We start from the raw sequence: 26,570 nt of genomic DNA on the forward strand, positions 1-26,570 counted from the left end.
CGAAGGTGACCGGCCCGCCGTGGACTGCTGTGATCAGTTGCCCGTGAGCTTCTCGCGCAGAGCGGCGAGCGCCTCGTCGGAAGCCAGCGTGCCCGCGGCCTCCTCGGTGCTCGACGAGTACGAGGAGGGAACCGGACCCGCGGAGGACGAGGACGAGGAGGACGTCGCCGTCGCCCCACCCTCGGCAGCCGTGAGAGCAGCCTCGGCGTCGGCCTTCGCGGCGTCGGCGACCTGCTTGCGGTGCGCCTCCCAGCGCTCGTGGGCCTGCGCGTACTGCGCCTCCCACACCTCGCGCTGTGCCTCGAAGCCCTCGAGCCACTCGTTCGTGGCCGGGTCGAAGCCCTCCGGGTACTTGTAGTTGCCGGCCTCGTCGTACTCCGCCGCCATGCCGTACAGCGCGGGGTCGAAGTCGTCGCTCGTCGGGTCGAAGCCCTCGTTCGCCTGCTTCAGCGAGAGCGAGATGCGGCGACGCTCGAGGTCGATGTCGATGACCTTGACGAAGACGTCGTCGCCCACCTGGACGACCTGCTCCGGGATCTCGACGTGGCGCACGGCCAGCTCCGAGATGTGCACGAGGCCCTCGATGCCGTCCTCGACGCGCACGAACGCACCGAACGGAACCAGCTTGGTGACCTTGCCCGGGACGACCTGGCCGATGGCGTGCGTGCGGGCGAATGCCTGCCACGGGTCCTCCTGCGTCGCCTTCAGCGACAGGGAGACACGCTCGCGGTCGAAGTCGACGTCGAGAACCTCGACGGTGACCTCCTGGCCGACCTCGACGACCTCGGACGGGTGGTCGATGTGCTTCCAGGACAGCTCGGAGACGTGCACGAGCCCGTCCACGCCACCCAGGTCCACGAACGCACCGAAGTTGACGATCGAGGACACGACGCCGGGGCGGACCTGACCCTTCTGCAGCGTCTGCAGGAAGGTGGAGCGCACCTCGGACTGCGTCTGCTCGAGCCAGGCGCGGCGCGACAGGACCACGTTGTTGCGGTTCTTGTCGAGCTCGATGATCTTGGCCTCGATCTCCTTGCCGACGTACGGCTGGAGGTCGCGGACGCGACGCATCTCCACCAGCGACGCGGGCAGGAAGCCGCGCAGACCGATGTCGAGGATGAGGCCGCCCTTGACGACCTCGATGACGGTGCCGGTGACGACGCCGTCCTCTTCCTTGATCTTCTCGATCGTGCCCCAGGCGCGCTCGTACTGTGCGCGCTTCTTGGACAGGATCAGCCGGCCTTCCTTGTCCTCCTTCTGGAGGACGAGGGCCTCGACTGCGTCGCCGACCTTGACAACGTCTCCGGGGTCCACGTCGTGCTTGATGGACAGCTCACGGGACGGGATGACGCCCTCGGTCTTGTAACCGATGTCGAGAAGGACCTCGTCGCGGTCGACCTTGACGATGGTGCCCTCGACGATGTCGCCATCGTTGAAGTACTTGATGGTGGCGTCGATCGCGGCGAGGAAGTCCTCGGCCGAGCCGATGTCGTTGATCGCGACCTGCGGGGAGGCGGGCTTCGCGGGGGTGGTGATGCTCATGTAGGGATGGGCTCCGATGCGGACAGGGAAGTTGTACGGACACGAATGGTGTGCCGGACGGCACGGTGAAAAGCGCTGGTGACCACGTGATGATGGGGCGTCCCCGGTCCGCATCCAGCAGTGCGATGTGAGACCACGTACGAGCAGCACGTTCGGGATGAGCCGCCGCAACAAGGCGCGCGGCACCGCCGTCTACCCTATCTGGGCGACCGAGGGTGGGTCAAAGCGCGGTCATGCTGCTCAGCCGAGCGCGCGCGCGACCGCCAGCAGCTCGTCCGGCACGTACTTGACCTTCCCGGCGACCTCGTCGAGAGAGATCATCTGCACGGTCTCCCCACGCAGCGCCGTCATGACGTTCGACATGCCCTGGCTGGCCGCGTCGATCGCCGCGACGCCGAACCGCGAGCCGAGGATCCGGTCCACGTGGGACGGGATGCCGCCGCGCTGGATGTGCCCGAGCACGACCGTCCGGGTGTCGAAGCCGGTGCGCTTCTCGATCTCGATCTTGAGGCGCTCCCCGATGGCTCCCGCGACGATGTCGCCGAACTTCCCCAGCTGCGTCTCGTAGTGCATCGAGGTGCCCTCCGCGGGGACCGCGCCCTCGGCGACGACGATGATCGAGAAGCTCGCGTGCGCGCGGTGCCGGTGCTTGAGGAAGCGCTCGATCTTGTCGATGTCGAAGGGCTGCTCGGGGGCGAGCACGAGCTCGGCTCCCCCGGCGATGCCCGACGTCGCGGCGATCCAGCCCGCGTGCCGGCCCATGACCTCGACGATCATGACGCGGTTGTGGCTCTCCGCGGTGGTGTGGATGCGGTCGATGGCCTCGGTCGCGATGCCGACGGCGGTGTCGAAGCCGATCGACTGGTCGGTACCCCAGACGTCGTTGTCGATCGTCTTCGGGATCGCGACGATGCGCACGCCCGCCTCGGCCACCTTGCTGGCCGCGTGCAGCGTCCCGTCGCCGCCGATGCAGATGAGGACCTCGATGCGCTCCGACTCGAGGGTGGACAGGACCGCGTCCAGTCCGCCGTCCGAGGAGTGCGGGTGGTACCGCGCGGTCCCGAGCAGCGTGCCGCCGACGGCCAGCTGGTTGCGGATGTGCTGCCGGGTGAGCGGGAGGCTGAAGCCGTCGACGACGCCGCGCCAGCCGTTGCGGAACCCGATGATCGAGTGGCCGTACTCGCCCTCGCCACGCTTCACGACGGCACGGATCGCGGCGTTCAGCCCGGGGACGTCGCCCCCACCGGTGAGCAGTCCGACACGCACGTTGGCACTCCTTCGACCTCAGGAAACTGGTGGCCGGAGCGCATCGTCGGGCTGCCGTCGCTCACACCATAGCCATCCCGTGCGTCACGCAGATGACAGACGTGCTGATCAAGCGCGCGACACTGGTTGCATGACCGACGACCCGCTCGCCGAGGCCGGCTATCTCGACATCCCGCCGTCCGCGGGCGGCGCCGCGGGACGCGGCTGGTGGGACGCCAACGCGACCGAGTACCTCGACGAGCACGGCTCGTTCCTCGGGCCGGCCGACTTCTGCTGGTGCCCTGAGGGCCTGCGCGAGGCGGACGCCCGGCTCCTCGGCGACCTGTCGGGCGCGCGGGTGCTCGAGGTGGGTGCAGGGGCCGCTCAGTGCTCGCGGTGGCTCGTGGCGCAGGGGGTCTCGGTGGTCGCGACGGACCTGTCCGCCGGGATGCTGGCGGCCGGTGCCGGGTACGACGAGTCCGTCGGTCGGACGACGCCGCTCGTACAGGCGGACGCGCGGGAGCTGCCCTTCGCCGACGCGTCCTTCGACGTCGCCTTCACCGCCTTCGGTGCGCTGCCGTTCGTCCCCGACGCCGGCCGTGTCCACGAGTCCGTCGCGCGGGTGCTGCGACCGGGCGGCCGCTGGGTGTTCGCCGTGACGCACCCGGTCCGGTGGGCGTTCCCCGACGACCCCGGCGAGGCCGGCCTGACCGCCACGCGCTCGTACTTCGACCGCACCCCCTACGCGGAGATCAGCGAGTCCGGGTCCGTCCTCTACGCCGAGTACCACCGGACGCTGGGCGACCACGTGACCGAGCTGACGGCCGCGGGCTTCGTGCTCGACCGGCTCGTCGAGCCGGAGTGGCCCGCCGGGCACGAGCGGACCTGGGGCGGCTGGGGACCGGTCCGCGGCGCGCGGCTGCCGGGCACCGCGATCTTCGTGACGCACCTGGGGCGGTGACGACCGGCGTCACCGCCCCGGTGCCTCAGTGCACGACCGCCTTCTCCGAGCCGGCGCCGGTCAGCGACCGGACCTCCATCTCGGCGTACTTGGCCGGGTCGCCCTTCACCCTGCTCACGTAGGTCCCGAAGATGCCGAGCAGGAACCCGAGCGGGATCGAGATCAGGCCGGGGTTCTCCAGCGGGATCAGGTGGAAGTCGATGTCGGTGTTCTTGATCATCGACAGGCTCGCGCCGGTCACGGGGTCGACCTTGCCGGACACCACGGGCGAGAACGTGATGAGCACGAGGCAGGAGATCAGCCCGCCGTAGATGCTCCACAAGGCGCCGGAGGTGTTGAACCGCTTCCAGAACAGCGAGTACAGGATCGTCGGCAGGTTGGCGCTCGCCGCGACCGCGAACGCCAGCGCCACGAGGAACGCGACGTTCTGACCGTTGGCGAAGATGCCGCCGATGATCGCCAGGATCCCGATGACCACCACGGTGATCCGCGCGACCCGCACCTCACCGTCCGGCTTGACCTCGCCGTGCTTGATCACCGACGCGTAGATGTCGTGCGCGAACGACGCCGCCGCCGTGATCGTCAGGCCGGCCACGACCGCGAGGATCGTCGCGAACGCGATGGCGGAGATGAGCCCGAGCAGGATCGTCCCGCCCAGCTCGTACGCCAGCAGCGGTGCGGCGGAGTTGACGCCGCCCGGTGCCGCCTTGATGGCCTCGGGTCCGACGAGGGCCGCCGCGCCGTAGCCGAGCACCAGCGTCAGCAGGTAGAAGATGCCGATGAGCCAGATGGCCCAGACCACCGAACGCCGGGCCTCCTTCGCCGTCGGCACCGTGTAGAAGCGCATCAGGACGTGCGGCAGGCCGGCGGTGCCCAGAACGAGCGCGAGGGCCAGCGAGAGGAAGTTCAGCTGGCTCATCGACGTCGCGCCGTACTGCTTGCCCGGCCCGAGCATCGACTCCCCGCCCTCGCCGGCCGCGTCGACAGCACCCTGCAGCAGGTCGGAGAAGTTGAAGCCGTACTCCGAGAGCACCCAGACGGTCATCACGGCCGCGCCGATGATCAGCAGCACCGCCTTGATGATCTGGACCCACGTGGTGCCCTTCATGCCGCCGATGAGCACGTACAGGATCATCAGCGCACCGACGACGGCGATCACGACGCCCTGCGCGGCCGTTCCCTCGACGCCGAGCAGGAGGGCGACCAGGCCACCGGCACCCGCCATCTGCGCGAGCAGGTAGAAGAAGACGACCGTCAGCGTGGCCAGCGCCGCCGCCATGCGGACCGGACGCTGCTTGAGGCGGAACGACAGGACGTCAGCCATCGTGAACCGGCCGGTGTTGCGCAGCAGCTCGGCGACCAGGAGCAGTGCCACGAGCCAGGCGACCAGGAAGCCGATCGAGTAGAGGAAGCCGTCGTAGCCGTTGATCGCGATCGCACCGCAGATGCCGAGGAACGACGCCGCGGAGAGGTAGTCGCCCGCGATGGCCGTGCCGTTCTGAGGACCGGTGAACGATCGGCCCGCGGCGTAGTAGTCGGCCGCGGTCTTGTTGTTGCGCGACGCCCGGAACACGATGACGAGCGTGATGGCCACGAAGCCGGCGAAGATCGCGATGTTGACCGCGGGGCTGCCGACGTCCTCGGACGTTGCCGAGTGCAGGAGCGAACGCAACGAGTCGATCATGCGCCCTCACCGTCCAGCGACGCGCCCTCCTCGATGTGCCGACGCAGTCGTTCGGCCACCGGGTCCTGACGGTTGTTCGCCCAGCGGGCGTAGATCATCGTGATGGCGAACGTGCTCACGAACTGCCCGAGCCCGAACAGCAGGCCGACCGTGACGTTGCCCCACACCTTCTGGGACATGAAGTCGTGGGCGTAGTCCGCCAGGAGCACGTACAGGAAGTACCAGGCCAGGAAGAAGGCCGTCATCGGGAACACGAAGCGGCGGAACCGCCGCTTGAGCGCCTGGAACTCGGCGCTTCTCTGTACTCGTTCGTAGTCGGTCTCTGGTTGTCCGAGCGTGTCGGTCACGAGCGCCTCCTCGAAGGAAGTCGCGGCTCCTTTGCCGCTGTGTGGCCGACACTGTGGCGCAGTTCACCCGACCCCGCACGGCGAGCCGCAAACAGAAACCCGCTCGAAACACCAGGAACGGACGGTCGCTGACCCGCCCGCTGCCGCGTTCTGCGGCTCAGTGACCCGCGTCGTGCCAGGACCCGCCGACGCCGACCGTGACGTCGAGCGGCACGTCCAGCGGCCCGTCGGTCGCTCCGTCGCCCGCCGCCCCCATCTGCTCGCGGACGAGTGCCTCGACCTCGTCGCGCTCGCCCGGTGCGACCTCGAGCACGAGCTCGTCGTGCACCTGGAGCAGCATGCGCGACGACAGCCCGCGGCGCGTGATCTCCCGGTCGACACCGAGCATCGCGACCTTGATGAGGTCCGCCGCGCTGCCCTGGATCGGCGCGTTGAGGGCCATGCGCTCGGCCATGTCGCGGCGCTGCCGGTTGTCGCTGGTCAGGTCGGGCAGGTAGCGGCGTCGGCCGAGGATCGTGGCCGTGTACCCCGTCGTCCGGGCGACCTTCACGACGCCCTCGAGGTAGTCGCGCACGCCGCCGAACCGCTCGAAGTAGTCCCGCATCAGCGACGACGCCTCGGACACCTCGATGGCCAGCTGCTGCGACAGCCCGTACGCCGACAGCCCGTACGCGAGGCCGTAGCTCATCGCCTTGATCTTGGACCGCATGGCGGGCGTGACCTGGTCGGTGGGGACGTCGAACACGTGCGAGCCCACGTAGCTGTGCAGGTCCTCGCCGGAGTTGAACGCCTCGATCAGGCCCTCGTCGCCCGACAGGTGCGCCATGATCCGCATCTCGATCTGCGAGTAGTCCGCGGTCAGGAGCGTCTCGTACCCCTCGCCGACGACGAACGCGCGGCGGATCTGCCGGCCCGCCTCGGTGCGGATCGGGATGTTCTGCAGGTTCGGGTCCGCCGACGACAGCCGGCCGGTCGCCGCGATCGTCTGCTGGAACGTGGTGTGGATCCGCCCGCCGGGCGCGATCGACCGGAGCAGGCCCTCGACGGTCTGCCGCAGCCGGATGGCGTCGCGGTGCGCGAGGAGGTGCTCGAGGAACGGGTGCTGCGTCCGCGCGAAGAGGTCGGTCAGCGCGTTCGCGTCGGTGGTGTAGCCCGTCTTGTTCTTCTTGGTCTTGGGCATGCCGAGCTGGTCGAACAGGACCTCCTGCAGCTGCTTGGGCGAGCCGAGGTTCACCTCGCGCCCGATCACCGCGTACGCGTCGGCGGCCGCCTCCTGCACCTGGGCGTCGAACGACTTCTCGAGGCTGCTCAGGTACGGCTGGTCGATCGCGATGCCGGTGCTCTCCATGCGCGCGAGCACGTCCACGAGCGGCAGCTCGAGGTCCCTGAGCAGCCCGGTGGCGCCGCGGTCGGCGATCTCGCCGCCGAGCACGTCCGACAGGTCGCGGACCGCCGCGGCGCGCACGGCGGCGCGCCGGCCCTCGTCGGTCCCGTCGATCTCGAGGTCAAGGAGTCCCTGCCCGCCGTCGCCGGCCTCGGTGGCACCGAGCTCACGCCGCAGGTACCCGATGGCGAGGTCGGCAAGGTCGTACGCGCGACGGTCCGGCTGGCACAGGTATGCCGCCAGCTCGGTGTCGAACACGACGCCCGCGAGCGGCAGGCCGCGACCGGCCAGCGCGTGCCACGCCTCCTTGGACGCGTGCACGACCTTCGGCGCGTCCGGGTCCGCGAGCCAGGCGGCGAGGGCCGTCTCGTCGACCGGGTCGATCTGCTGCAGGTCGAACGCGGCCGCGTCGCCGTCCTGGTCCGCCAGGGCGATCCCCCAGGCGTCCCCGCGGGCGGGCGCACCGGACCCGCGGATGTCGAGACCGAGCGGCTGCCCGGCCCGCTCGCCGAGCCAGCCGCCGAGGTGCCCGGCACCGAGCACCGTCATGTTCAGCTCGGCGGCCGCGACGGCGGTCGCGGAGTTCTCGCCCTCGTCGGGGAGCATGGCGAAGAGCCGGTCGCGGATGGCGCGGAACTCGAGCTCCTCGAGGATCGCGTGCAGCGCGTGACGGTCCCACGGACGGGCGGCCAGGTCCTCGGGACCGAGCGGCAGCTCGACGTCCGTCAGGAGCCGGTTGAGCTGGCGGTTCAGGGCGACCTGCTCGAGGTTGTCGCGCAGCGACTCGCCCGCCTTGCCGGGCACCTCGGCGGCGTTCGCGAGGATCCCTGGCAAGCCGTCGTACTGGCCGATCCACTTGGCCGCGGTCTTCGGACCGACCCCGGGGATGCCCGGCAGGTTGTCGCTCGACTCCCCCACCAGCGCCGCGAGGTCGGGGTACCGCTCAGGCGGCACGCCGTACTTCGTCTCGACCGCGGCGGGCGTCATCCGCGCTAGCTCCGAGACCCCCTTCACGGGGTACAGCACCGTGACGTCCTCGTTGACCAGCTGGAGCGCGTCGCGGTCGCCGGTGCAGATGAGCACCTGCATGCCCTGCGCGCGCGCCTGCACCGACAGGGTGGCCAGGATGTCGTCGGCCTCGAACTGGGGCTTGGACAGGTACGGGATGTGCATGGTGTCCAGCACGCGCTGGATCACCTCGACCTGGCCACGGAACGGCGCCGGCGTGGCGTCGCGGTTGCCCTTGTACTCCTCGTAGACCTCGGTCCGGAACGTCGTCCGGCCCGCGTCGAACGCCACCGCGACGTGCGTCGGCTCCTCGTCGCGCAGGAGGTTGGCGATCATCGAGAAGAACCCGAACACCGCGTTGGTCGGCTCTCCGGCCGACGTGGCGAACTTGTCCACGGGGAGCGCGAAGAACGCCCGGTAGGCCATCGAGTGACCGTCGATGAGGAGAAGTCTCGCGGGGGTGGTCGGGGTGGCCGCTGGCAGGACGTCGTTCACGGGTGCCAACCTATCTGCCATGTCCGACACCGACGCCCTCGCCACCGTCCCCTCCGTCGCAGGAACCCTCATCGAGAGGCTGGGCATCGAGATGATCGAGCTCTCGGCCGGTCGCGCCGTGGGGACCATGCCCGTGGAGGGCAACACGCAGCCCTACGGGCTCCTGCACGGAGGCGCGTCCGCGGCGCTGGCCGAGACGCTCGGCTCCTACGCGGCGCAGGTGCACGCCGGTCCCGGACGGGCGGCGGTCGGCATCGAGATCAACGCGACGCACCACCGGTCGGCGCGCTCGGGACTGGTCACCGGGACCGCGACCGCGATCCACCTCGGTGGCCGGCTGGCGACCTACCAGGTCGTCGTCGAGGACGAGGGCGGTCGCTTGCTCTGCACGGCGCGGTTGACCTGCATGGTGATCGACGCGCGCGACTGATCGGCGGCCTTGGCCGCGGCGGTCGGTGCCTCGTCGGGAGTCTGACGGGCCTCGCGCACCTGCCGGCGACGCGCGATGAGGTCCTCGAGCCGGCGCGTCGTGCCCGGCGCGTGGTCCTGCGCGAGCCGGCGCTGCAGGACGGCGGTCGAGACGGCGCGGTGCGAGGCGGCGGGCGCGAACCCGATCCGCGCGAGGAAGCGCTGCATGCCACGGGCGCCCGGGAGCGGCGACGAGTAGAGCTCGGTCACGCCGGCCTCCTCCGCCATCGTCACCGCCGCGATCAGCATGGCGCGGCCCAGACCGCGCCGACGCGCGTCGGGCTGCACGTAGACGGCCTCGATGTCCATCGCCACCACGTCGGTGAACGGACCGGGGCCGACGATCCGCGCGAGCATCAGACCGGCGGGCTCGCCGTCGAGCTGCGCCAGGAGGATGCGTCCGCCGGGTACGCCGAGGAGCGTGCCGAGCTGGTCGTGCAGCCGCGCCGCGTCGTCCGTGCAGAGCTGCGAGCCCACACCCGCCTCCTGGCGGGCGGTGAGGACGAGCGCGACAAGGCTGTCGAGGTCACCCGGTTGGGCTCCGCGGACTTGCACACCGATTCGCACGGCAGTCAGACCTCCGGACGGGACGAGGGGGATCCGGTCGGGGTGACGACATCCCTGCCCGCGATGGCGTCGTCGTCGATCATGGACCACCGTGGACCGCGGTGCCTAGTCCCAGGTGGTCCCTGGCGTCCCCCGTACGGGTGCAATTCTTGGACATTTGACCAGATACTTGGTGTCGATCGGGACACGCCGGAGGTTCGGGAGCCCGATACCTCGCGTTCACGAAACGAAAGCGACACAATCCCTGCCTATCGTCCTCCCACCCGGCGGACGTCACCCGGGGGTCGGGCAACGACGCCCGGCCCTCGTGACAATCGCTTCACACGACACAGACGGACGGAGGTCCCAGGTGCGAGAACTCGCCAACCTGGACCGTGCCCGCACTCCCGACGGTTCGGCCGCCGCACGACGAGGCGCCGGAGCGCTTCTCGTGCTCCTGTTCGCGTCATTGGTCCTGCTCTTCGCACCGTCTCCTGCGCACGCCGCCACCACGGCACCGTGCGTGGCCGACGTCGCGACCGGCTGCATCAACGGCACGATCCGCACCTCGGCAGGCGAACCCGCGACGGGCATCACGCTCACCATCGCCGGACCGGGCACCACCACGACCGCGACCACGGACGCCGAGGGCAAGTGGACCGTCGCCGTGACCACGGCCGGCGACTACACGGTCACCCTCGACACCGCGACGCTCCCCGCCGGCGAGAGCCTGCGCAACCCGGAGGCGAACCCGCGGACGGTCACCGTCACGCTCGGATCGTCGAGCGGCGCGCTGTTCCCGCTCGGCGAGCCGTCGGCCGGGGGCGGCAGCGGCTCGAACCCGAGCTCGACCAGCGCACCGGGCGGCACGGGCGACAACGGTGAGACCGGTGCGCCGACGGGATCGTCGACAGAGGGTGGGTTCAGCTGGCAGCGCCTCGCGCAGCAGGTCACCAGCGGCCTCGTCTTCGGCGTCCTGCTCGCGCTCGCGTCCGTCGGCCTCTCGCTGATCTACGGCACGACGGGGCTGAGCAACTTCGCGCACGGCGAGCAGGTCACGCTCGGCGCGATCATCGCCTACATCGGCGTGCAGACCTTCGGTCTGCCACTGCTCGTCTCCGGCATCATCGCGGTGCTGGTCGGTGCGCTCTCCGGATACGTCCAGGACGCCGGGATCTGGCACCCCCTGCGCAAGCGCCGCGTCGGCACGACCCAGCAGATGATCGTCACGATCGGGCTGGCCATGGCGCTGCAGTACACGTACCAGTTCTTCTTCGGCGCGAGCGCGCTGCGCATCGTCACGGCGAACCCGAACATCGTCCACCTCGGCACCGTCCGGATCTCGGTCGCGTCGATCTGGTCGGTGATCATCGCGTGCGCCGCGCTGGGTGCGGTCGCCTACTTCCTGCTCGCGACCCGCGTCGGTCGGGCCACGCGCGCCGTGTCCGACAACCCCGCTCTCGCGGCGGCCTCGGGCATCACCGTCGAGCGGATCATCCGACTCGTCTGGGTGATCGGTGGCGCGCTCGCCGCGCTCGGCGGCGTGCTCATGGGCCTCTACCTGAACGCGACGAGCTGGAACATGGGCGGCGCACTGCTGCTCCTCATGTTCTCTGCCGTCACGCTCGGCGGGCTCGGTGCCCCGTTCGGCGCACTCGTCGGCTCGATCGTCATCGGTCTCGTCGTCGAGCTCTCCAACCTCGTGCTTCCCAGCGACATGCGGTACGCCGGGGCGCTCCTCATCCTCATCCTCGTGCTTCTGCTACGCCCCCAGGGACTTCTGGGCCGCGCCGAGCGGATCGGTTAAGGAGTAGCCATGGACTGGTCCCGGATCTTCACCAACGTCGTCGCAGAGGCGTTCGCACCCACCACCGCCGCCTACGCTCTCGGCGCCATCGGACTCAACATCCACTTCGGCCTCACCGGGCTGCTCAACATGGGCCAGGCGGGCTTCGTCCTCCTCGGGGCCTACGGTTTCGCCATCGCGACGATCGCCGGCTGGCCCCTGTGGGCCGCCGTGCTCGTCGCGATGGCCGCGGCCGCCGTCTTCGCGCTCGTTCTCGGCATCCCCACCCTGAAGCTGCGCGGCGACTACCTGGCCATCGTCACCATCGCCGCGGCGGAGATCGTCCGGCTCGTCGGCCGTTCGACGGCGCTCACCGAGCTGACGGGCGCGTCGTCCGGCCTTCGCGGCAAGGACTACAAGGAGACGTTCCAGGGAGCCTCTCCGCTGCCGGACGGGACCTGGGACCTCGGACCCTTCAGCTACCAGACGAACGCCTCCAACGGCTGGTGGATCAGGATCGTCGCCTGGGTCGTCGTCGGCCTGGCCTGCTGGCTCGTGTGGCTGCTCATCCGGTCCCCGTGGGGCCGCGTGCTCAAGGGCATCCGCGAGGACGAGGACGCCGTCCGCTCGCTGGGCAAGAACGTCTACTCGTACAAGATGCAGTCGCTGATCCTCGGCGGCGTCATCGGCGCGATCGCCGGCATCATCTACGTGCTCCCCCGAGCCGTGCAGCCCGACTCCATGGGCCGCACCATGACGTTCCTCATGTGGACGATCCTGCTGCTCGGCGGTGCGGCCACCGTGTTCGGACCGGTGCTCGGCTCGATCATCTTCTGGGTCGGTCTCATGTTCATCAAGACGGTGATGCGTGACGGCGTGCCGGAGACCGTGATGCGCGGCGAGCAGATCGAGGCGTTCGGCTGGATCATCGTCGGGATCACGCTCATGCTGCTGGTGATCTTCAGGCCACAAGGCATCCTGGGCGACAAGAAGGAGCTGGCGATCAATGTCCGCTGACCTCCCCCCTGGCGACGTCAAGGTGGCCGCCGAGAGCCGTCGCGCCGCCGTCGCTGCCGAGCTGGCGAACGTGGAGCGGGTCCCCGGCGCGGCCAAGCCCGACTCGATCGTCGTGGCCGACCACGTCACCCGTCACTTCGGTGGCATGACGGCCGTCGACGTCGACCACATCGAGGTCCAGCGCGGTGCGATCACCGCGCTGATCGGCCCGAACGGTGCCGGCAAGACCACGCTGTTCAACCTCCTGACCGGCTTCGACAAGCCGAGCACAGGGACGTGGTCGTTCGAGGGGCGCTCCCTGGCGGGCGTCTCGGCGGCCCGGGTCGCGCAGTCCGGCATGGTCCGCACGTTCCAGCTGACCAAGGCGCTCAGCCGCATGACGGTCATCGAGAACATGCGGCTCGGCGCCACCAAGCAGCCCGGCGAGAACCTGGCCACGGCGCTCGTGCCGGCCCTCTGGCGCAAGCGCGAGGCCGAGATCACCCTGCAGGCCGAGGAGCTGCTCGCGCGGTTCAAGCTCGACACCAAGCGCGACGACTTCGCGGGCAGCCTGTCCGGCGGACAGCGCAAGCTGCTCGAGATGGCCCGTGCGCTGATGAGCAAGCCGACCATGGTCATGCTCGACGAGCCGATGGCCGGGGTGAACCCGGCTCTGACGCAGTCGCTGCTCGGCCACGTCGAGGCCCTGCGCGACGAGGGCACCACGGTGCTGTTCGTCGAGCACGACATGCACATGGTCCGGCACATCTCGGACTGGGTCATCGTCATGGCCGAGGGCCGGATCGTCGCCGAGGGCCCGCCCGAGACCGTCATGCAGGACCAGGCCGTCGTCGACGCCTACCTGGGCAAGCACCACGACACGGACCTGGGCGACGACAGCCTGCTGGACGACGAGACGACCGAGCAGCTCGAGGCCGAGGTCCAGGCCGAGGAAGAGGCTCGCACCCAGCACGAGGAGACCCCGTGACCACCGAGACCACCGACGCCGCCTCCGTCCACCGCGGCGCTCCCACCGGTGAGCCCCTGCTCGACGCGCGCGACGTGTACGCGGGCTACATCCCGGGTGTCGACATCCTCAACGGCTGCAACCTCGTGGTGCACCCCGGCGAGCTCGTCGGCATCATCGGGCCCAACGGCGCCGGCAAGTCGACGCTCCTCAAGGCCCTGTTCGGGCTCGTGACGGTCCGCACCGGCTCGGTCACGCTCAAGGGCGAGGACATCACGCACCTGCGCGCGGACTCTCTCGTCCGTCGCGGCGTCGGCTTCGTGCCGCAGTCCAACAACGTGTTCCCCTCGCTGAGCATCGAGGAGAACCTGCAGATGGGCCTGTTCCAGGCGCCCAAGAAGTACGCCGAGCGGTTCGAGTTCATCGTCAGCCTCTTCCCGACCCTCGGCGACCGCCGCAAGCAGCGTGCGGGGTCCCTGTCGGGCGGCGAGCGGCAGATGGTGGCGATGGCGCGGGCGCTCATGATGGACCCGTCGGTCCTGCTCCTCGACGAGCCGTCGGCCGGCCTGTCCCCCGTCCGCCAGGACGAGACGTTCATCCGGACGCGCAAGATCAACAAGGCCGGCGTCTCGATCGTCATCGTCGAGCAGAACGCGCGCCGGGCGCTGCAGATCTGCGACCGCGCGTACGTGCTCGACCAGGGGCGCAACGCGTACTCCGGGCCTGGTCGCCAGCTCATGAACGACCCGAAGGTCATCGAGCTCTACCTGGGCACCCTGGCCACCGACGTCGAGGCCGCGCACAAGCCGCCGGAGGCCTAGTCCCCGGTGGTCCGTCCCGGCTCCACGTCGGTACCCGGGACGAGGCCGACGTCGGTGATGCCCAGCTCGTCGGCCAGGAACAGGAACGCGCGTCCGTAGGGGTGTTCCCCCACGTCCGTGCGCACCTGGTCCCAGTCGATCTGCTCGCGCAGCGCGCGCACGATGGCCAGTAGGCGCCCGAAGTCGCAGGCGTGCTCGCCCAGCACGCGCAGCTTCGCCGAGACGATGTCCGTGGCGCCCAGGACCGGCATCCGCACCGCCAGGACCTCCAGGACGTCGCTGCGGGCCAGCAGCTCGTCCGTGACGGGCTCCCCGACCATCCGGAACAGCACGTCGACCAGCTGCCCGTGGTGGAACGCCTTGAACAGCCAGTTCTCGGCGGGCTCCGACACCTCGAGGCCCTTGGCCGCGATCGCCTCCTTGGCCCGGTCGATGTCACGCTCGGTGATCGCGAAGTCGGCGTCGTGGCTGGGCTCGGGAGCGCCGCGGGCCCACGCCGCGTAGCCGCCGACGAGGGCGAACGGGATCTCGGCGTCCATGAGGGCGACCGCGGTGAGCCGCAGGCCGTCCTGGAGCGCGGAGCGGTCGTCGATGGCGTCCGTCTGCGTCATGGCACGCAGGTCTACACCCCGACGCGCGCTCCCGCAGGCCGACGGGTTGAATCGTCGGGGTGCGCATCGCGACGTTCAACATCCTGCACGGCAGGTCCCTCGACGACGGCGAGGTGGACCTGGACCGCTTCGCGAAGGCGGTCCACGCCCTCGACGCGGACGTGCTGGCGCTCCAGGAGGTCGACCGGGACCAGCCCCGCTCCCACGGCGCCGACCTGACCGTCGTGGCCGCCGAGGCGATGGGAGCGACGGAGCACCGGTTCGCGGCCGTCCTGCACGGCGAGCCGGGCGTCTGGACCGCTCCCACGGGTGACCGGCAGCCCGCGGCCGCGAGCTACGGCATCGCGCTGCTCAGCCGGTTCCCCGTGGAGACGTGGCAGGTGATCGACCTGCCGCTCCTGCGCCGCCGTGCGCCCGTGCGGTGGCCGGGCAGCCGGTGGCCGACGCTGGTGCGCGACGAGCCCCGTGCGGCGCTCGCGGCCCGCGTACGGACGCCACAGGGGGACGTCACGGTCGTCGCGACCCACCTGACGTACATCCCCGGCCACAACGTCCGGCAGCTGAGGCATCTCGCGGGGCAGGCGCGGGCTCTCCCCCGCCCCGTCGTCCTGCTGGGCGACCTGAACCTCGACCTGGGCACCGCGACGAGCGTGTCGGAGTTCGAGCCGCTGGCGACCGGGCCCACGTACCCCGTCGGCCGTCCGACCCAGCAGCTCGACCACGTCCTGGCGTACGGCCCCGTCTACGCGTCCGGGCCGGCCCGGACGATCGACACCGGCGTCTCCGACCACCGGGCCCTCGTCGTGGACCTCGAGCTCGGCTAGACGCGACGAAGGCCGGCGTGGATCGCTCCGCGCCGGCCTCCGCCGATGTCACGCCGGGTGAGGCGTCAGGTCAGGTCAGTCCTCGACCTTGCCCTCGACGGCCTTGACCCAGACATTCTTGTTGTCGGCCCCGTACTTGTAGACGCCGATGAACGCGCTGGACGGGTCGTTGTCGGCGTTGAACGGTCCGACACCGGCCTGGCCCTTGTACTGGATGTCCTTGCCGTCCTCGATGAGGGCGACGCAGTCCTTGAACGACGAGCACTCCTCGCCACCGTCGGCACCCGAGACCGCAGCCAGGTTCGCCTGGATGGTCTCGCCGTCGGTGCCGCCGCCCTTGACCGCCGCGAGGGCGGCGAGGATGGCCGCGTCGTACGACTCGGGGCCGTACGCGAAGTCCTTGAGGTTCGGGTCGACCGTCTTGAGGGACGCCTGGAACTCGTCGCTCGGGAAGGCGCCCGGGATGGTGCCCTGGGCACCCTCGAGCGTTCCGGGCTGGAAGTCCGCGGAGTAGTCGGCCGTGTTGCCGTCGACCAGGTAGATGTTCGCCGGGGAGACGCCCGCGGCGACCAGCCCGGGGATGATCTGCTTGGTCTGCTCGAACGCCAGGACCGCGACGGAGTCGGGGTTCGTGGCGAGCAGGGCCGTGATGTCGGAGTCGAAGCTGCTCGCAGCCGGGTCGAACTCCTGGCCGGCACCGTTGGCACCGTAGGTGACCGTGCCACCCGCGGCCTCGATCGTCTTCTGCGCCACGTCGCGCAGCGACGTGCCGTAGTCGTCGTTGAAGACGAGGATGCCGACGTTCGCGTGCCCGTCACCGGTGATCAGGTTGCCGAGCGCCGCGCCCTGGACCGTGTCCGGCGGGGCGGTGCGGAAGTAGTACGGCGAGTAGCCGGACAGCTTCGTGGCCGTGTTGGCCGGCGAGATCTGCACGACCTTCGCGGCGGTGATGTCGTCGACGACGTTCAGGGTGACCGACGAGGATGCCGCGCCGATGATGACCTGGACCTTCTTGGAGAGAAGGTCGGTCACCGACTGCGTCGCAACCTCGGCGTGGTCGGCGTCGGACGAGTCCGCGTCCTCCTGGACGACGTCCTTGCCCAGGACGCCACCGGCCTCGTTGATCTCCTTGACGGCCAGGCCGACGCCCGCGATCTCGGGCGGGCCGAGGTAGGCCAGGGATCCCGTCTGCGGAAGGAGCGTGCCGATGATCAGCGCATCGGCGGACGGCGCTGCGGCGGACTCGGACGAGCCGTCACCGCTGTCGTCGCTGCTGCCGCATGCGGCCAGCACGAGCGCCGTAGCGCCTGCCAGGGCCGCGAGCCGGACTGCGTGTGTCGAACGAATCATGCGTGGTACCCCTCTGTGAGTACTGCGATCCGCGGGATCTCGGTAGAGATCCTGCAGTGTGGCGTGAAAGTACTCATAGTTTGTGTCCAGCGTGTGAAACCGGAAGTTACCGGGGCGTGTTGTTGCCGAGTTGTGACACGGAGCGAACCAAACCGGGCGCCACCGCGACGTCGGCGTGACCTGCTGTCTTGCCTGACGAGACTCAGGCCGAGCCGCCACCGACCTGCTCGATGACCGCGTCGGCCACCTCGCGCATGGTCAGGCGACGGTCCATCGAGGTCTTCTGGATCCACCGGAACGACTCCGGCTCGGTCAGGCCCATCTTCGTCATGAGCAGGCCCTTGGCCCGGTCCACGCGCTTGCGGGTCTCGAACCGCTCCGCCAGGTCGGCGACCTCGGACTCGAGCGCGGCGATCTGCGCGTACCGCGAGATGGCGATCTCGACGGCGGGCAGCAGGTCGGCGGGGCTGAACGGCTTGATGACGTACGCCATGGCGCCCGCCTCGTTGGCGCGCTCGACGAGCTCCTTCTGCGAGAAGGCCGTCAGCAGCACCACGGGTGCCAGGTGCGCCTTGCCGATGCGCTCCGCCGCGGAGATCCCGTCGAGGATCGGCATCTTGACGTCCATGACGACGACGTCCGGCTTGAGGTCGGTGACGAGCTGGACGGCGGTCTCGCCGTCGCCGGCCTCGCCGACCACGTCGAAGCCCGCGTCGCGCAGCGTCTCGACGACGTCCATGCGGATGAGCGCCTCGTCCTCGGCCACCACCGCCCGGCGAGCGGCGCGCGCCGGCGTCGGCGTCGACTCCGCCTCGGGAGCGGTCGAGCTCAGGTCGAGGGCGGCCTGCGTGGGATCGGGCTTGGCGTCGGTGCTCACGTGCACAGAGTAGTAGGCGCCACCCGTCCGTTCGCAGCAGGTGCGCCTGTGAGCCCGCCCACCTGCGTCTCGGTCCTGTGCTCGGCCGGTATCCTGCTGCACGGCCCCGATAGCCCAACCGGCAGAGGCGTTCGGCTCAAACCCGATCCAGTGTGGGTTCGAATCCCACTCGGGGCACTTCGACGCGACGCAAAACCGCAGGTCAAGACAAGATTCTGCCTGTGCGACGGGCACATTGTGGGGACGGTGCTAAGTCCCGCAGGGGGCAGCCACGGGCGAACCTGCAGGTCACACGCCCTACCCGAGTGGGATCCGGTCCCCCACCGGTGCGCTTGCCCAGACTGCGCGGCACCGTCTTCCGCACCCACGCGCGAGCCTGGAGCCCCTCGAACGACACCGCCGCCGCCTCTCCGCCCTCGCAGCTGGTTGCTGAAGGAGGCTACGCCGCTCTGCGGTGACGATCCTCCACCCGACACCCACCGACACGTGCGCTGCTAGGTGCCGAACGCGTCGAAGCCCGTGGTTCGAATCAGTCGGGCCGGGACGCCGGCCACGACCGCATTGCCCGGCACGTCCTTGGTGACGACCGCGCCGGCGCCGACGATCGCACCGTCGCCGATCGTCACGCCCGGGACGATCGTGACGCCCGCACCCAGCCAGACCTTGCGCCCGATGACGACCGGTGCCGGGATCATGTCGGCACGGCGGGCGGGGTCGACCGCGTGGTTGAGGGTGACCACCGTGCAGCCGTGACCGATGAGCGTGCCGGCGCCGATGGTGATTCCCCCGGCGTCTTGGAACGTGCAGCCCATGTTGATGAAGACGTCGTCGCCGAGCGTGAGGTTCTTGCCGAACTCGCAGTGGAACGGCGGGAAGACGGTCACCGAGTCCGGCACCGCTCGGCCGGTCAGCCGCGACAGCAGGGCGCGGACCTCCTCCGGCGGGTGGAACCCGGTGTTCAGCTCGGCGGTGATCCGCAGGGCGTCCTGGGCTGCCTGGTGCAGGAAGGCGTGCTCCGCGGACCCGCCCACCAGGACGGCGCCGGTCCGCACGTGGTCGAGGAAGTCGTGGAGGTTCATCTGCTGGCCCTGTGGTCGAGGTGGTGTGGTCACGACGACGCGTCGGCGCGCGCCGGGTCGGCCGCCCAGGAGGCGAGCAGGCGGAGGCGTTCGGCCGACGGGGAGCCGGGCTCGGCGGTGTAGACCATGAGCACCTGGCCGGGCTCGGCGGTGATGGCGAGCTCCTCGTAGGCGAGGGTGAGCTCGCCGACCACGGGGTGGTGGAACCGTTTGGTGCCGGCTCCGTGCGTGCGGACGTCGTGCGCGCCCCAGAGCGTGCGGAAGGTCTCGCTGCGGGTGGAGAGCTCGCCGACGAGGTCCTGCAGCCCCTTGTCGTGCGGGTCGCGGCCCGCCTCGGCGCGCATGATCGCGACGCACATCTCGGCGAACAGGTCCCAGTCGGGGTAGAAGTCGCGGGCGGCGGGATCGAGGAACTGGAACCGCGCGAGGTTCGGTGTCCGGCCGCCGTCGCCGAGGACGGGCGAGTAGAAGGCGCGGCCGAGCGCGTTGGTGGCCAGCAGGTCCTGGCGCTGGTCGCGGACGAACGCGACTCCGTCGGTGATCGCCGAGAGCGTCCAATGCAGGCTCGGTCGGGGTGCCGACGAGCGCGTGCCGCGCCGGCGGGACCGGCCCGACGAGGGGATGCCGTCCGCGGCGCGGGCGAGGTCGAACAGGTGCGCGCGCTCGGAGTCGTCGAGCTGCAGGGCCTGCGCGACGGAGTCCAGGACGGAGGCCGACGCGCCGCCGATCGCCCCGCGCTCGAGCTTGGCGTAGTACTCGACGCTCACGCCCGCCAGGGCCGCGACCTCGCTGCGGCGCAGGCCGGGCACGCGCCGGTTGGTCCCGCCGATGACGCCCGCGGCGTCGGGGGTGACCTTCGCGCGCCGCGACATGAGGAACTCGCGCACGTCCGCTCGGTTGTCCATGCACTCGACCGTAGGCCCGGTCCGTCGGCGGAGGGAGTCCATGGTGAGAGGTGCACCGGCGGTACACCCCTCGTCAGGGACTCCCCGACGCTCGCGGGCGGGGGTGGGGTGGGGGCATACCGACAGAGAGGCACCACCACCATGCGCGCAGTCGTCATGTACGCCCCGGGCGACGTCCGGGTCGACCAGACCGAGCGGCCGACGATCGTCGAGCCCACCGACGCGATCCTCAAGCTCGCGGCCACCTGCATCTGCGGATCCGACCTCTGGCCCTACCGGGGGGCCGACGACGTGGACCACCAACCCATGGGCCACGAATACGTCGGTGTCGTCGAGCAGGTCGGCACAGACGTGGCGAACGTCAAGGTCGGTGACTTCGTCGTCGGATCGTTCTTCGCCTCCGACAACACCTGCGACATCTGCGTGGCCGGCTACCAGACGCACTGCCTGCACCGGCAGCCCGGCGCGCTCCCCGGCGCCCAGGCCGAGTACGCGCGGATCCCGCACGCCGACGGCACGCTCGTCGCCACTCCCGGGACGCCGGACCCCGACCTCATCCCGTCGCTGCTGGCCGCCTCCGACGTGCTGGGCACCGGTTGGTTCGCCGCCGTCGCGGCCGAGGTCGGCCCGGGCAAGACCGTTGTCGTCGTCGGGGACGGCGCGGTCGGCCTGCTCGGCGTCCTCGCCGCCAAGCAGCTCGGCGCCGAGCGGATCATCGCGATGTCGCGTCACGCCGACCGGCAGGCCCTCGCCCGCGAGTTCGGCGCCACCGACATCGTCGAGGAGCGCGGGGACGAGGGTGTGTCACGCATCAAGGAGCTCACCGGTGGCCTCGGCGCGCACAGCACGATCGAGGCCGTCGGCACCCAGGAGTCGATGATGCAGGCCATCCGCGCCACCCGGGCCGGCGGACACGTCGGCTACGTCGGCGTCTCCCACGACGTGTCGTTGCCCGGTCAGGAGCTCTTCTTCTCCGGCGTGCACCTGCACGGCGGGCCCGCACCCGTGCGCCGCTTCCTGCCCGAGCTCATCCAGCTCATCTGGGACCGCGCCATCGACCCCGGCAAGGTCTTCGACCTGATCCTGCCCCTCGAGCAGGCCGCCGACGGCTACCAGGCCATGGACGAGCGGCGCGCCACCAAGGTCCTGCTCACCCTCTGACGAACAGGGTCAGGCCCACACCATCCCGCTGCGTGTGGGCCTGGCTCCGACCCGAAGGAGGTACCCCGTGCGATCAAGCTCGGCCAGAGCCGTCCTGATCCTGACCGCGGCCGCCACCCTGCTCGCGCTGGGCCTGACAGCCTGCTCCGGCTCCGGCACGCGCGAGTCGGTCTCGACTCTCGAGAGGACATCGACCGTGGCCCGCTCTCCGAGCACCACACCGGACTCGACCGCAACCGTGCCAGGAACAGCTGTCACCGTCACGATCGGCGACACCACGCTGCGGGGTCGGTTGTGGGACAACCCTGCCGCACGAGACTTGGCCACACGCCTGCCGCTGACTCTCACCTCCGTCGACTACAACGCGGTCGAGAAGACCGCCTCCATCGACCCGGCCCTCACCATGGACGGCATGCCCGCGGGCGATGACCCCGAACCCGGCGAGATCGGCTGGTACGCGCCCACCTCAGACCTGGTCCTGTACTACGGCGACGTCGGCTACTGGAACGGCATCGCTCGCCTCGGCACCTTCGACGACGCCGGCATCGACCTTCTCGCGGCAGGCCCGCGGGACGTCACCGTCACCATCGCGGCCGACGAAGGCTGAGCCGGGCGCCGTCCCGCGCACGGCCGATCCAACCGCGCGCCACCGAACGGAAGGAGAAGATCCGTGATCTTCACGCAGAGCGGCGGGCAGGCGGCGAGATCCACGAGATCCGTCCCGGCGACGTCGTCGCGGCACCAGACCCACCCGACCATGGCGACGACCCCCACAGCCACTCGCGACTGCACGGCCTCGCAGCATCCTCCCGGCGTGACTCCGGGCTCGTGCGACTGCGCGGCCGCGAGCGGTGCGGAAGGATGGGTGGGTTCCCGCAGCAGTCCCGGCGTGACGAGAGATGAGAGCCCATGCGGTCCGACATCGTGCCCGGCGGCGTCTTTCCCGACTACGAGCTCCCGGATCAGACGGGAGCCCGTCGCCGGCTGAGCGAGATCCAGGGCGAGGACCCGATGATCCTCACGCTCGCCCGCGGCCACTACTGCCCGAAGGAGCACCAGCAGCATCTCGACCTCGCCGCGATGCAGCCCAAGCTGGGGGTGGCGTACACGCGCATCGCCACCATCGCGACGGATGAGCGCCACACGCTCCAGGAGTTTCGCGCCTCGGTGGGCGCGCACTGGCCGTTCCTCTCCGACCCGGGCCGCATCGTGCAGCAGGATCTCGACATCCAGGAGTACACGGACCCGGCGAACGACCCGATGATCCCCCACACGCTCGTGCTGAAGCCGGGGCTCGTGGTCCACAGCGTCTACAACGGCTACTGGTTCTGGGGGCGTCCGTCGGTCGACGAGCTCTGGCGCGACCTGCGTGCCGCCACGAGCGAGGCCCGGCCGGACTGGGACCTCAGCACCCCCGGACTACGCGAGGCGTGGGACGCGGGCGACGTCTCGAGCTTCCACGGCTGGGAGCGGTGGTCGCCCGAGCAGGTCCGGCAGGCCCGCGGCCTGAGCGATCCGGACCTGGCCGGCTGACGCGATGGCCACGCTCCTGTCGGTGAACGTCGGGATGCCCCAGGACGTCCCCTGGCGCGGCCGGACAGTGCACACCGGCGTCTGGAAGAGCGAGGTGCACGGCCCGCGGATGGTCCGCCGCCTCAACATCGACGGCGACGGGCAGGGCGACCTGGCCGGCCACGGCGGCGAGCAGCGCGCCGTCCTCGTCTACCAGATCGAGTCCTACCGCCACTGGCAGGAGGTCTTCGGGCGCGACGACCTCGAGCACGGAGCGTTCGGCGAGAACTTCACGGTCGACGGGCTCGGCGACGACGAGGTCTGCATCGGCGACCGCTATCGCATCGGCGAGGCGGAGTTCGAGGTCACGCAACCGCGCGTCACCTGTTTCCGCGTGGGGATGCGCCTGGGACAGCCGCAGCTCCCGTCCTTGCTCGTCGCCCACCACCGCCCGGGCTTCTACATGCGTGTGCTGACCGAGGGCCGTGTCCGCGCCGGCGACCCGATCGAACGCACCGGGCGCGGACCGCACGAGCTGACCGTGGCGGACGTCGACGCGCTGCTGTACCTGCCGGGGCACGACGCGACGCGGCTCGAGACCGCGCTCGACATCCCGGCTCTGAGCCCCGGTTGGCGCCAGTCGTTCCGGAGCATGCTCGACGGCGGCGCCCAACCCGCCGGCGTCGCGGTCGCGACGAAGCCGTCGTGGCCGGGCTTCCGCGCGCTGACCGTGACGGACGTCGTCGCCGAGTCCGCCACCGTGACGTCGTTCCGGCTGACGGCCGACGACGCCCTGCCCGCGTTCGAGGCCGGCCAGTTCGTCAGCGTGCGCGTGCGGGGGGCCGGCGACCCGGCGCCCGTGCGGACGTACTCGCTCTCGGGCGACCCGGGCGGCGGCGAGTACCGGATCAGCGTGAAGGCCGAGCCCGACGGCGGGATCAGCGGTCGCCTGCGTGCGCTCCTGCACCCCGGGGACCGGATCGAGGTCGCGGCGCCGCGCGGCGGCTTCGTGCTCGACGACGGCGACGGCCCGGTCGTGCTCGTCTCCGCGGGCATCGGGGTGACGCCCGTGCTCGCGATGCTGCACCGGCTCGCGAGCACGCGCAGCACGCGCGAGGTGTGGTGGATCCACACGACCCACGACGAGCAGACGCAGGTCCTCGGCTCCGAGGCGGCCGACCTGGTGGCACACCTCCCGCGGGCTCGTTCGCTCGTCGTCTACACGACGCCGAGCCGCCCGCTGCCGGCGGGAGCCCGGGCTGGGCGGCTCACCGCGGCAGTGATCACCGGGCTCGAGCTTCCCATCGACGCGATCGCCTACGTCTGCGGCCCGGAGCCGTTCATGGACGACATCGTGGCCGCCCTCACCGCCGTCGGCCTCGACCCGAGCCGGGTCCGCACCGAGCAGTTCGGCTCGCGCTCCCCGATCAACCCCGGCGTCGTCGCGGCGGACGCGCCGCCGCCCCACCAGCCACCGGTTCCGCCGGGGACCGGCCCGGCCGTGACGTTCGCCCGTTCCGGGCTCTCGACCGGGTGGTCCGACACGTACGACTCCGTGCTCGAGCTCGCCGAAGCCTGCGACGTCCCGACGCAGTGGTCGTGCCGCACGGGCGTGTGCCACACGTGCGTGACCGCCGTGCTGGCAGGCTCGGCGTCGTACGGGACCCCGCCGCTCGAGCCGCCCGGGGACGACGAGCTGCTCATCTGCTCGGCCCGGCCGACCACGGACCTTGTGATCGACCTCTGACGGATCTACCCGCGGAGGACCTGCTGGCCGCCGTCGACGTCGAACGTCGCCCCGGTCAGGGCCGTGTTCGCCATGACGTGAACCGCCAGCGCCGCGACGTCGTCGGGCCCGACGACGCGACCGATGGGCAACGTGGCGCGCAGCTGGTCGCGCCGTGCGTCGAGCCCGTCCCCCAGCAGCGACGCGGACAGCGGGGTGTCGACGAAACCGGCGGCGACGAGGTTGACGCGCACCGGGGCGAGCTCGAGCGCGAGGTTGGCCGCCAGCACTGGCAGGGCCGCGGTCAGGGCCGCGGTGATCGACAGACCCACGGCCGGCTGGCGCGCGCCCGTGCCGCCCATGAACAGCAGCGTCCCGCCCTGACGGATCCGGCCCACGGTGAAGCGGGCCACGCCGAGCATCACCATCGGGTGCTCGGCGAGGGCGCGGCGCGCGTCCTCGAGGTCCATGTCGAGCAGCGGCGCGTAGAACGGCGTACCGGCGGTGACCATGACGTGGTCGATCGGGGCGGCGAGCCCGGCGAAGAAGCTCTCCAGGGCGGCGAGGTCGTTCGCGTCGAACGCGGCGGTGCTCCGCGCGCCGACCTCGTCGGCCGCACGGCGGAGCCGGTCGGGGTCGCGAGCCGTCAGCACCACGTCGGCGCCCTCGGACCGCGCCAGCCGTGCGGTCGCCAGCCCGATGCCCGCGCTCCCGCCGATCACGACGACCGTCTGGCCCGCCAGCGCGGGCTCACGCGCAGCCCGGCTCATCGGGCGATCTCGCCGCGCAGGGCCTTCAGCGCGGGGACGTAGATCTCCGAGAAGGTCGGGAAGGGCTGGATCGTGTCGGCCAGGACGTCGATCGGCACGTGGGCGCGTATGGCCAGCGTGGCCTGCTGCAGCCACTCGCCCGCCTCCGGTCCGAGCGCGTAGGCGCCGGTCAGCCGCTCGCCGTCGCTGACGAGCGTGAGGAACCCGTTGCTCTCGGCGTAGGCGCGCGTGTAGGTCGACGTCTTCGCCACGCCGGACACCGGGACGGTCGCCTGATAGCGGTCGTCCGCGATGCCCACGGCCGCCGCCTGCGGGTCGGTGTACGTCACCCGCGGGACGGCCTCGTAGCTGGCGGCCCGTCGCTCCCCCAGGATGTTCGCCGCGACCACGTCGCCCTGGTACTTGCCGACGTGCGTCAGCGGCCAGAGCCCGGTCACGTCGCCGATCGCCCACAGGCCGTCGGTGACGCGCAGGCGCTCGTCGACGGGCACGCCCTTGTCGTCGGGCTCGATGCCGACGGTCTCGAGGCCGAGGTCGTGCACGCGCGGCCGGCGTCCCGTGGCGACGAGCAGCTTGTCGCCGCGCAGCTCGCGCCCGTCGTCGAGCTCCAGGACGTAGTCGTCCGCGTCGCGCCGCGCTCGGGCCACACCGGCCGACAGGACGAGCTCGACGCCCTCGCCGCGCAGCACCTCGCCGAGCGCCTCGCCGAGCGGCGCGGGCTCCCGCCCGAGCACGTGCGCGGACCGGTCGACCAAGGCCACCTCGCCCCCGAGCCGGCGGACGACCTGTGCGATCTCCACCCCGACCGGTCCGCCGCCCATGATGAGCAGGCGACGCGGGACCGCCGTCATCGAGGTGGCCTCGCGGCTGGTCCAGAGGCCGTCCAGCTCACGTAGTCCGGGCACCGGGGGAACGATCGGCGAGGCGCCGTTGGCGAGCACGACGTGGTCGGCCGTGTGCCGCACGCCGTCGACCTCCACGGCACCGGGTCCGGCGAGCCGTCCGTCCCCCCGCAGCAGGTCGATGCCGTTGTCCGCGAGCCACGTCACCTGACCGGCGTCGGAGTAGTCCGAGACCTGGAAGTTGCGCCAGGCGAACACGGCCTCGAGGTCGACCTCGGCCGTCGCAGCGGCCTCGCGAGCGGCGTGCACGGCCTCGCCCGGCCGCAGCAGGGTCTTCGACGGGATGCACGCCCAGTACGAGCACTCCCCGCCGACCAGCTCCCGCTCGACGACGGCGACGCGCAGCCCACCCTCGGCCAGGGCGCCTGCGCAGTGCTCACCGGGCGAACCCCCGCCGAGCACGATCACGTCGTAGTCGGCGGTCACGTCGGCAGCTCGTCGCCGGCGCGCTCGCGGACCATGTAGAGCGCGTACCAGTCGGGCCAGTCCGGGTCGTCCTGGCCCGTCCGCGCCTCGTGCTCGCCGTGGGCCGCGGCGGCGCGGCGCAGGGCGGCGGCCAGATCGCTCACGGACTCGTAGCTCGTGTCCATCGGGTCATCCCCC

25 protein-coding genes and 1 tRNA gene are annotated in these 26,570 nt (G+C 70.9%); 12 read left to right on the top strand and 14 right to left on the bottom strand.

Translation table 11 applies throughout. From position 1 onward, the window contains the following. Positions 1-33: 33 nt before the first annotated feature. Entirely contained in the window at positions 34-1,542 is a 1,509-nt protein-coding gene (gene rpsA, locus AC1DZC_RS03575) for a 30S ribosomal protein S1 (RefSeq protein ID WP_477039020.1), read from the bottom strand. Positions 1,543-1,782: 240 nt separating this feature from the next. Continuing rightward, positions 1,783-2,808 (bottom strand): 6-phosphofructokinase, encoded by a 1,026-nt coding sequence (locus AC1DZC_RS03580; protein ID WP_477039021.1) that lies wholly within the window; start codon positions 2,806-2,808, stop codon positions 1,783-1,785. 130 nt (positions 2,809-2,938) lie between these two features. Here AC1DZC_RS03580 and AC1DZC_RS03585 point away from each other — a divergent pair, with 130 nt between their 5' ends. Next, positions 2,939-3,748, top strand: a complete 810-nt coding sequence (locus tag AC1DZC_RS03585; protein WP_477042271.1) for a class I SAM-dependent methyltransferase — start codon at positions 2,939-2,941, stop codon at positions 3,746-3,748. Between the two features lie 25 nt (positions 3,749-3,773). Here the strand turns inward: AC1DZC_RS03585 and AC1DZC_RS03590 are convergent, their stop codons facing one another. From AC1DZC_RS03590 to polA, 3 genes are all read right to left on the bottom strand, one after another. Continuing rightward, positions 3,774-5,432 (bottom strand): solute symporter family protein, encoded by a 1,659-nt coding sequence (locus tag AC1DZC_RS03590; RefSeq protein WP_477039023.1) that lies wholly within the window; start codon positions 5,430-5,432, stop codon positions 3,774-3,776. Beyond that, positions 5,429-5,779: a DUF485 domain-containing protein gene (locus tag AC1DZC_RS03595; protein WP_477039024.1), complete on the bottom strand. Its 351-nt coding sequence runs from the start codon at positions 5,777-5,779 to the stop codon at positions 5,429-5,431. Before AC1DZC_RS03595 ends, AC1DZC_RS03590 begins: the two co-directional genes overlap by 4 nt. Positions 5,780-5,936: 157 nt before the next feature. Continuing rightward, entirely contained in the window at positions 5,937-8,687 is a 2,751-nt protein-coding gene (gene polA / locus AC1DZC_RS03600) for a DNA polymerase I (RefSeq protein ID WP_477042272.1), read from the bottom strand. On the opposite strand from polA, the gene AC1DZC_RS03605 reads away from it, so the two are divergent. After that, the gene (locus tag AC1DZC_RS03605; RefSeq protein WP_477039026.1) at positions 8,686-9,096 is read left to right on the top strand and encodes a PaaI family thioesterase; all 411 of its coding nucleotides are present in this window, start codon (positions 8,686-8,688) and stop codon (positions 9,094-9,096) included. The genes polA and AC1DZC_RS03605 overlap by 2 nt on opposite strands. Here the strand turns inward: AC1DZC_RS03605 and AC1DZC_RS03610 are convergent. Then, complete coding sequence (locus tag AC1DZC_RS03610; protein ID WP_477042273.1) at positions 9,012-9,611, bottom strand: N-acetyltransferase family protein; 600 nt, start codon at positions 9,609-9,611, stop codon at positions 9,012-9,014. The genes AC1DZC_RS03605 and AC1DZC_RS03610 overlap by 85 nt on opposite strands. Before the next feature lie 439 nt (positions 9,612-10,050). On the opposite strand from AC1DZC_RS03610, the gene AC1DZC_RS03615 reads away from it, so the two are divergent. The 4 genes from AC1DZC_RS03615 to AC1DZC_RS03630 are packed head-to-tail and all read left to right on the top strand — an operon-like array spanning position 10,051 to position 14,250. Further along, positions 10,051-11,487 (top strand): branched-chain amino acid ABC transporter permease, encoded by a 1,437-nt coding sequence (locus AC1DZC_RS03615; protein ID WP_477042274.1) that lies wholly within the window; start codon positions 10,051-10,053, stop codon positions 11,485-11,487. 9 nt (positions 11,488-11,496) lie between these two features. Then, on the top strand, positions 11,497-12,483 hold the full coding sequence (locus AC1DZC_RS03620; protein ID WP_477039029.1) for a branched-chain amino acid ABC transporter permease: 987 nt from the start codon (positions 11,497-11,499) through the stop codon (positions 12,481-12,483). Beyond that, positions 12,473-13,450: an ABC transporter ATP-binding protein gene (locus tag AC1DZC_RS03625; RefSeq protein ID WP_477042275.1), complete on the top strand. Its 978-nt coding sequence runs from the start codon at positions 12,473-12,475 to the stop codon at positions 13,448-13,450. Before AC1DZC_RS03620 ends, AC1DZC_RS03625 begins: the two co-directional genes overlap by 11 nt. A 56-nt stretch (positions 13,451-13,506) precedes the next feature. Beyond that, positions 13,507-14,250 (top strand): ABC transporter ATP-binding protein, encoded by a 744-nt coding sequence (locus AC1DZC_RS03630; protein ID WP_477039273.1) that lies wholly within the window; start codon positions 13,507-13,509, stop codon positions 14,248-14,250. On the opposite strand, the gene AC1DZC_RS03635 is transcribed toward AC1DZC_RS03630, so the two are convergent. Further along, complete coding sequence (locus AC1DZC_RS03635; protein WP_477039031.1) at positions 14,247-14,861, bottom strand: nucleotidyltransferase family protein; 615 nt, start codon at positions 14,859-14,861, stop codon at positions 14,247-14,249. The two genes, AC1DZC_RS03630 and AC1DZC_RS03635, sit on opposite strands and share 4 nt — an antisense overlap. Positions 14,862-14,920: 59 nt before the next feature. On the opposite strand from AC1DZC_RS03635, the gene AC1DZC_RS03640 reads away from it, so the two are divergent. After that, on the top strand, positions 14,921-15,685 hold the full coding sequence (locus tag AC1DZC_RS03640) for an endonuclease/exonuclease/phosphatase family protein (RefSeq protein ID WP_477042276.1): 765 nt from the start codon (positions 14,921-14,923) through the stop codon (positions 15,683-15,685). 75 nt (positions 15,686-15,760) lie between these two features. Here the strand turns inward: AC1DZC_RS03640 and AC1DZC_RS03645 are convergent, their stop codons facing one another. Together AC1DZC_RS03645 and AC1DZC_RS03650 are read right to left on the bottom strand one after the other, a co-directional pair. Beyond that, complete coding sequence (locus AC1DZC_RS03645) at positions 15,761-17,035, bottom strand: ABC transporter substrate-binding protein (protein ID WP_477042277.1); 1,275 nt, start codon at positions 17,033-17,035, stop codon at positions 15,761-15,763. Positions 17,036-17,237: 202 nt separating this feature from the next. Beyond that, positions 17,238-17,867, bottom strand: a complete 630-nt coding sequence (locus tag AC1DZC_RS03650) for an ANTAR domain-containing response regulator (RefSeq protein WP_477042453.1) — start codon at positions 17,865-17,867, stop codon at positions 17,238-17,240. A gap of 148 nt (positions 17,868-18,015) precedes the next feature. On the opposite strand from AC1DZC_RS03650, the gene AC1DZC_RS03655 reads away from it, so the two are divergent. After that, a tRNA-Leu gene (locus tag AC1DZC_RS03655) sits at positions 18,016-18,089 on the top strand. A gap of 317 nt (positions 18,090-18,406) precedes the next feature. Here the strand turns inward: AC1DZC_RS03655 and AC1DZC_RS03660 are convergent. Both AC1DZC_RS03660 and AC1DZC_RS03665 read right to left on the bottom strand, forming a co-directional pair. Further along, a complete protein-coding gene (locus tag AC1DZC_RS03660) occupies positions 18,407-18,991 on the bottom strand; it encodes a sugar O-acetyltransferase (RefSeq protein WP_477042278.1) in 585 nt (194 codons plus the stop codon). 29 nt (positions 18,992-19,020) lie between these two features. Next, positions 19,021-19,896 carry a helix-turn-helix transcriptional regulator gene (locus AC1DZC_RS03665; protein WP_477042279.1) on the bottom strand — a complete coding sequence of 292 codons (876 nt, stop codon included), beginning with the start codon at positions 19,894-19,896 and terminating at the stop codon, positions 19,021-19,023. 141 nt (positions 19,897-20,037) lie between these two features. Here AC1DZC_RS03665 and AC1DZC_RS03670 point away from each other — a divergent pair, with 141 nt between their 5' ends. The 4 genes from AC1DZC_RS03670 (at position 20,038) to AC1DZC_RS03685 (ending at position 24,316) form a co-directional block, all read left to right on the top strand. Beyond that, a complete protein-coding gene (locus tag AC1DZC_RS03670; RefSeq protein WP_477042280.1) occupies positions 20,038-21,057 on the top strand; it encodes a zinc-dependent alcohol dehydrogenase family protein in 1,020 nt (339 codons plus the stop codon). A 238-nt stretch (positions 21,058-21,295) separates the two neighbouring features. Further along, entirely contained in the window at positions 21,296-21,664 is a 369-nt protein-coding gene (locus AC1DZC_RS03675) for a cyclophilin-like fold protein (RefSeq protein ID WP_477042454.1), read from the top strand. Positions 21,665-21,966: 302 nt separating this feature from the next. Beyond that, positions 21,967-22,590, top strand: coding sequence for a redoxin domain-containing protein (locus AC1DZC_RS03680; protein ID WP_477042281.1), 624 nt, complete (start codon positions 21,967-21,969; stop codon positions 22,588-22,590). A gap of 4 nt (positions 22,591-22,594) precedes the next feature. Next, positions 22,595-24,316, top strand: coding sequence for an MOSC domain-containing protein (locus AC1DZC_RS03685; RefSeq protein ID WP_477042282.1), 1,722 nt, complete (start codon positions 22,595-22,597; stop codon positions 24,314-24,316). 5 nt (positions 24,317-24,321) lie between these two features. Here AC1DZC_RS03685 and AC1DZC_RS03690 read toward each other — a convergent pair whose 3' ends face one another. The 3 genes from AC1DZC_RS03690 to AC1DZC_RS03700 are packed head-to-tail and all read right to left on the bottom strand — an operon-like array spanning position 24,322 to position 26,557. After that, complete coding sequence (locus AC1DZC_RS03690) at positions 24,322-25,065, bottom strand: SDR family oxidoreductase (RefSeq protein ID WP_477042283.1); 744 nt, start codon at positions 25,063-25,065, stop codon at positions 24,322-24,324. Further along, positions 25,062-26,393: a dihydrolipoyl dehydrogenase family protein gene (locus tag AC1DZC_RS03695; RefSeq protein WP_477039039.1), complete on the bottom strand. Its 1,332-nt coding sequence runs from the start codon at positions 26,391-26,393 to the stop codon at positions 25,062-25,064. Before AC1DZC_RS03695 ends, AC1DZC_RS03690 begins: the two co-directional genes overlap by 4 nt. After that, entirely contained in the window at positions 26,390-26,557 is a 168-nt protein-coding gene (locus AC1DZC_RS03700) for a hypothetical protein (protein ID WP_477039040.1), read from the bottom strand. Before AC1DZC_RS03700 ends, AC1DZC_RS03695 begins: the two co-directional genes overlap by 4 nt. Positions 26,558-26,570: the final 13 nt, after the last annotated feature.

The organism is Cellulomonas sp. P2_B4 (assembly GCF_056404795.1).

Bases quoted from the DNA above. Each gene is read 5' to 3' on its own strand.
- rpsA (WP_477039020.1), bottom strand. From the start codon at position 1,542: ATGAGCATCACCACCCCCGCGAAGCCCGCCTCCCCGCAGGTCGCGATC.
- polA (WP_477042272.1), bottom strand. From the start codon at position 8,687: ATGGCAGATAGGTTGGCACCCGTGAACGACGTCCTGCCAGCGGCCACC.
- AC1DZC_RS03645 (WP_477042277.1), bottom strand. From the start codon at position 17,035: ATGATTCGTTCGACACACGCAGTCCGGCTCGCGGCCCTGGCAGGCGCT.
- AC1DZC_RS03690 (WP_477042283.1), bottom strand. From the start codon at position 25,065: ATGAGCCGGGCTGCGCGTGAGCCCGCGCTGGCGGGCCAGACGGTCGTC.
- AC1DZC_RS03680 (WP_477042281.1), top strand. From the start codon at position 21,967: ATGCGGTCCGACATCGTGCCCGGCGGCGTCTTTCCCGACTACGAGCTC.
- AC1DZC_RS03700 (WP_477039040.1), bottom strand. From the start codon at position 26,557: ATGGACACGAGCTACGAGTCCGTGAGCGATCTGGCCGCCGCCCTGCGC.
- AC1DZC_RS03635 (WP_477039031.1), bottom strand. From the start codon at position 14,861: ATGACGCAGACGGACGCCATCGACGACCGCTCCGCGCTCCAGGACGGC.
- AC1DZC_RS03620 (WP_477039029.1), top strand. From the start codon at position 11,497: ATGGACTGGTCCCGGATCTTCACCAACGTCGTCGCAGAGGCGTTCGCA.
- AC1DZC_RS03590 (WP_477039023.1), bottom strand. From the start codon at position 5,432: ATGATCGACTCGTTGCGTTCGCTCCTGCACTCGGCAACGTCCGAGGAC.
- AC1DZC_RS03670 (WP_477042280.1), top strand. From the start codon at position 20,038: ATGCGCGCAGTCGTCATGTACGCCCCGGGCGACGTCCGGGTCGACCAG.
- AC1DZC_RS03685 (WP_477042282.1), top strand. From the start codon at position 22,595: ATGGCCACGCTCCTGTCGGTGAACGTCGGGATGCCCCAGGACGTCCCC.
- AC1DZC_RS03660 (WP_477042278.1), bottom strand. From the start codon at position 18,991: ATGAACCTCCACGACTTCCTCGACCACGTGCGGACCGGCGCCGTCCTG.
- AC1DZC_RS03625 (WP_477042275.1), top strand. From the start codon at position 12,473: ATGTCCGCTGACCTCCCCCCTGGCGACGTCAAGGTGGCCGCCGAGAGC.
- AC1DZC_RS03665 (WP_477042279.1), bottom strand. From the start codon at position 19,896: ATGGACAACCGAGCGGACGTGCGCGAGTTCCTCATGTCGCGGCGCGCG.
- AC1DZC_RS03605 (WP_477039026.1), top strand. From the start codon at position 8,686: ATGTCCGACACCGACGCCCTCGCCACCGTCCCCTCCGTCGCAGGAACC.
- AC1DZC_RS03585 (WP_477042271.1), top strand. From the start codon at position 2,939: ATGACCGACGACCCGCTCGCCGAGGCCGGCTATCTCGACATCCCGCCG.